The sequence below is a fragment of the Paenibacillus glufosinatiresistens genome, from assembly GCF_031470375.1.
Classification (GTDB): domain Bacteria; phylum Bacillota; class Bacilli; order Paenibacillales; family Paenibacillaceae; genus Paenibacillus_AQ; species Paenibacillus_AQ glufosinatiresistens.
Genome location: NZ_JAVFHT010000037.1, coordinates 1 through 4590, shown reverse-complemented (window position 1 = coordinate 4590; position 4590 = coordinate 1). Strand labels below are relative to the sequence as shown.

The 4590-nt window shown below is 40.3% G+C and carries 6 protein-coding genes; all 6 read left to right on the top strand.

Annotation, left to right across the window (positions count from 1 at the left end):
• The coding region (locus tag RBI05_RS19170) for an RHS repeat-associated core domain-containing protein (protein WP_310552210.1) at positions 1–483 on the top strand (483 nt) is incomplete at its 5' end.
• A 32-nt stretch (positions 484–515) separates the two neighbouring features.
• Entirely contained in the window at positions 516–836 is a 321-nt protein-coding gene (locus RBI05_RS19165) for a hypothetical protein (protein WP_150459879.1), read from the top strand.
• A 350-nt stretch (positions 837–1186) separates the two neighbouring features.
• A complete protein-coding gene (locus RBI05_RS19160) occupies positions 1187–1402 on the top strand; it encodes a hypothetical protein (protein WP_150459878.1) in 216 nt (71 codons plus the stop codon).
• 1100 nt (positions 1403–2502) lie between these two features.
• Positions 2503–3135, top strand: coding sequence for a hypothetical protein (locus RBI05_RS19155; protein WP_310552209.1), 633 nt, complete (start codon positions 2503–2505; stop codon positions 3133–3135).
• Between the two features lie 12 nt (positions 3136–3147).
• Positions 3148–3444, top strand: a complete 297-nt coding sequence (locus RBI05_RS19150; protein WP_150459876.1) for an immunity 53 family protein — start codon at positions 3148–3150, stop codon at positions 3442–3444.
• Between the two features lie 545 nt (positions 3445–3989).
• A complete protein-coding gene (locus tag RBI05_RS19145) occupies positions 3990–4286 on the top strand; it encodes a phosphoribosylamine--glycine ligase (RefSeq protein WP_310552207.1) in 297 nt (98 codons plus the stop codon).
• Positions 4287–4590 lie beyond the last annotated feature (304 nt).

Here is a 4590-nt window from a genome sequence, read left to right as displayed (position 1 = left end):
ACCTGGGAAGGCCGGATAAACCATCCGGATAGTCAGAATCCGTATGTGTATGTGGTGAATAATCCGCTGAGGTATGTGGATCCGAGTGGGTTAAAGGCTGAAGGATATTTCAGCTTAGAAGCGAGTGCGGATTTTTTTGCAGGCGCCAGCGTAGAATTGAAGATTAATACTTCAGGTGAGGTAACCTTTAGTGCGGAAGCGAGTCTTTCGGGCAATATTGGGGTCGAGGCTTCAGCAGGAGTAGGAGGAACTTATAGTAAAGGAGATACTTCAAATAAATCAGGAACTGTAAAAGGTGATTACGATGTTGATGTAGGTGGTGGACATTCAGTTGGAGCCTCAGGTGATTTTTACGATTTTAATAATTATGAAATATCAGGTGAAATCAGAACAGGGGTCGGAACTCCAAAAACAAATACGGGTCTAGGTTCTACTACAAAAGTATCTGCAAACTATAATAAAGAACTTATAGATCTTTGGTAAAACTATTAATTGAATGGAGGTGCTAAGAATATTTGAAAAACGCAAAGGTTAATATTATCGTGGGCATTGTTATCTTGGGAGTTATTGCCTACTTTTTTATTGATAATAGCTGGAATAGTATCGTTGAAAAAGAGGTTCATAATAAAATCGAGTCTTTGGGAGGGGAGGTTATTGAAATTAATAGAATTGACGTGAAAAGCACTCCATTTAAAGAAGATAAGGTGGGTGGTATTTACTTTCAAATCATATATGAAAAAGGGGGGCAAAGAAAAGTTGCCTATTATCGTCGTCATAAGTCACTGAATATTAAGGATGTGCCCTCAAAAGGGGCACCGGTCGAGTGGATTATTTAAGAAAACAAAACGACTTTGAGGAGGGAATTCGATTGAAAACTTTTGGGCGCGGAATACTGTACACAATCGGGATCTTTGCGGTCATGCTAGTGATGTCCTTGATTACGGGAGACCGAGTAAGTCTACCTGGTTACATTTTTATACCACTATTGATTGTGGTATGGGGAATTGCCTTTTATCAATCTCGTAGCGAACGTAATCCATCAAGGTAGTTAAAACTATTCATCCAGGGTCCTGCTCTATTCTTTGCAGGACCTTTTTGCATTTACAACAAACTTGTTGTAAAAACGAACTGGGTAAGTTGTAAGCCCAAGAATGACGCGGCGTACGGTTACGACGACAACGGCAATTTGACAGATGGAACCGACCGTCTCGGCAATCCTGCCCAGCATACGAATGGCGAGCGCAACCAGCTTGCCGGCTGGAATTACGGTTCCGTCGGCAGTGCAGTAACCGCCATGTTCACGTATTACAAGAAAGGATTGCGTAAGTCGATGACCGACGAGACGGGCACCACCCAGTATCAACACAACCGGCGGCAAAACGATTCAGTACGAATACGATAATGCCGGGAATCGGACGAAGATGACCGATCCCTTTGGGGCAATTACTCTGTATGCGTATGATGATGATAACCGTCTGACTAAAGTGAGCTTCAAAGCCAATGCTTCCGCGGGGGGAAAGTACGCAGGCCACTTACGTATACTCTGGCAGTGTGCTTGATAAGATTACGTATGGAAATGGATTAGTGAATGATAATGCCACTAGGGCTATTCAGATCCCATTAAGTTAATAGGACACAGTCACGGTGGAAACGTTGCAATAATAATAGCGAATTACTTGGCTAGTCTTAACGTAAAAGTCGGCACTCTAGTTACTACAGCTACACCAGTACGAAATGACTATCAACTTAGCAGTTCAGTCGGACTTCACCTTAATGTTATACAACATAAGAGATCAACCACAATCGCGATTTTTCGATTGGATAGGAAATCACTCCTACATGCACAGCAATATTAGTGTTTGGGACCAGTACATTACCCCTTCGTTTAGAGAGCCATGGTGGGCTGCCTAAATGGGAGTAAAAATAAACATATAAAGAGGTGTTATATGAGGACAGCAGGTTCTTTAGTGAGAGTTTTTCTTTCAGTTTTACCCAGTACTATACTTTTATTTATATTGTATTATTATTATCCTAAAACGGGCTTAGGAATAATTATTGCTATTCCAATCATATATCTAATTAATATAAGTATGTTTCTAGTAGCCAACCATTTCTCACTCAAGAAAAGTTTCGCAACAAAAACTTTTATATGGGTAATAACAGTATTTATTTCCTTGATTATTACTCTGTATATTTTTCCTCAAGACTATGGACCCACAGTAACATCTCGTCTTATTGAAAAAATCTTTTAATCTTTTAATAGAATATAATTAGAATAAGGACTTCGTGTTAATATATAGTAATTAATTAGTTTTATTGTAATAATGAACGGGCCTGGAAGGCAACTCCCTCAGGCCCTGTTTTTATTATAAGACGGATTCTCAAGCTAAGTGCGACAGTTCTTCCATGAAGGCTTCGTAAGCAGACTCGCGGTTCATTACCGAAGATACATGGGAAGGACGGATCAATCACCCGGACAGCCAGAACCCATATATTGATGTGGTGAATAACCCGCTGATTTATGTGGACCCGAGCGGACATAAGTTTAGGGATATCATCAAAGGCGCTGTAGATGCAGTCTCTGAAGATCTAACAGGTGTTAAGGTATTTGGTGGTTCCAACACGGACTATCTATCAGGAAATCTTGCTGGTCATGTAGTGACATCAGTTGCATCAGGCGTTGCTACCGCGGCTACTGTAGGTGGAGGTACTGCAGTCACAGTAGGAAGTGGGGGAACTGCTGCTGCAGTGGCAGTTCCTGTAACGGCCGCAGCAGCTTCATATACCTCAACGGTAGCCGTTAGAGCTGCGAAAAATGCAGGAGATGCGGCTTATCAGTTGAGTGAGGGGAACTCAGGCAGATCAAAAAATAAACTTAAACCTGATCCTGAAGCTACAGGAGATCATTCTGTACTCAATAGAGACCCGAAGACCGGGGAAGTAAAAAATTATGAAACATTTAAGCAGCAAACCAATCCGAAAAATCCCAATCCATGGGAAACTGAAAAACGTTATGATGGTACTGGTGATGGTCATTTTAATAAAGCTACAAAACAAGATGTTCCCAATCCACATGTACACGATCCTTCGACTCCAGGTGGGGTTAGACCACCTGAGCCTTGGGAGATACCGTAAAGAGGTGTGAAATTGAATATTCTGAAATGGTTAGAAAATTGGTACTTAGAAAATTGTGATGGAGATTGGGAGCATAGCAAGGGTATTAGCATTGTGACACTTGATAATCCTGGTTGGGCTGTTGATATTTTTCTAGAGGGAACATGGTTAGAGGATAAGGATTTTCAAATCCTAGATATTGAACGTACCAATGTTGATTGGGTTTATTGTAGTGTTAGCGATAATATCTTTAAAGGAAGAGGTGGAAGTAATAACCTGGAAGAATTATTAATTATATTCCAGGAATGGTCTACAAAATATAAAATATAGTACAGCCAAGGCGGGGCTGAGCGAATTGGTAATGCTCTTGTTCCTACAATGCCGGGTGGGGGAGCAATCCTAATGATTTTGTTAACCCACACTCTGAAAAGCATATGTATGACCCAAGCAGGCCAAAACTCCAAATCGTTCTCAATATGATAAAGATCTTGACGTTGGGAAATTGAGACGAGAAACCATGACTAATCTTGATAAAGCATATTCAATCTGGCCAAATCCTAATAACCCTAATACACAAAGAATAACCAAGTATAATAAAGAGTTTGATGGGAACATTAGTACACCTGACACTCAGACAGGGAGTCATCGAGTCTTTGAAAACTTAGATGACCCTTCAAAAATTTCCTGTTTCTCATATGTTCCAAGAAAATAAATTTGGGTGGTGATAAGATGAACGAGATGCTGTATCATGCTTACTTGCCCGAAGGTCATGAGCATTATGTTTCCCGGGAAGTGATAACGTCGGAGGGGATAAATCATAGAACAAAATCAAACAATCGATTTGGGTTGATTTCAGACAAGCAATCGGTGTTGATATGGTTAATCGGTTTACAAGGTCATTTTTCTTTCCTGAATTTACAAATAAAATCTTAGTCTTTGATGGGGATATTTCTTTATCCATTTATGACCAAGCGTTTTATGAGGATTTGAAGGATAAGGATGAGGAAGCACTTAATTTTGATACAGGAGAAAGTATAAAATACTGGATAAAACTGTATTGGGATGGTTTGATGACACTTGATGAATACCAAGGAAAGAAACCCTATCCTAAACCGGAAGTATTGGTTTTTGAGCCAGTTCCTAAAGAGATTATCCAAGTATGTGAAGAATAAATAATGTCGACCTTGATTGGCTTCATGCCTTTCAAGGTTTCTTTTTTGAAGGAGAAGTTATACGAACAAAGGGATTATGGTCAGATACCATAATAATCTCCTAGGGTTTCATCGTATTTATTTTCCAGAATTGAGGGTAATCAACAGTAGGGCAGCGTACCAAAATATCATTAGCAAAATTGGATAGGGGCAACGTTGTGAGCTTGTAGAGACAGGGCTAGACTTATGGACCAAACCTTGTTGAGTACCTATGACTACGACATTTGGGGTAATCCGAAAGTGACGGAGGAGGCAGACTCGTTCC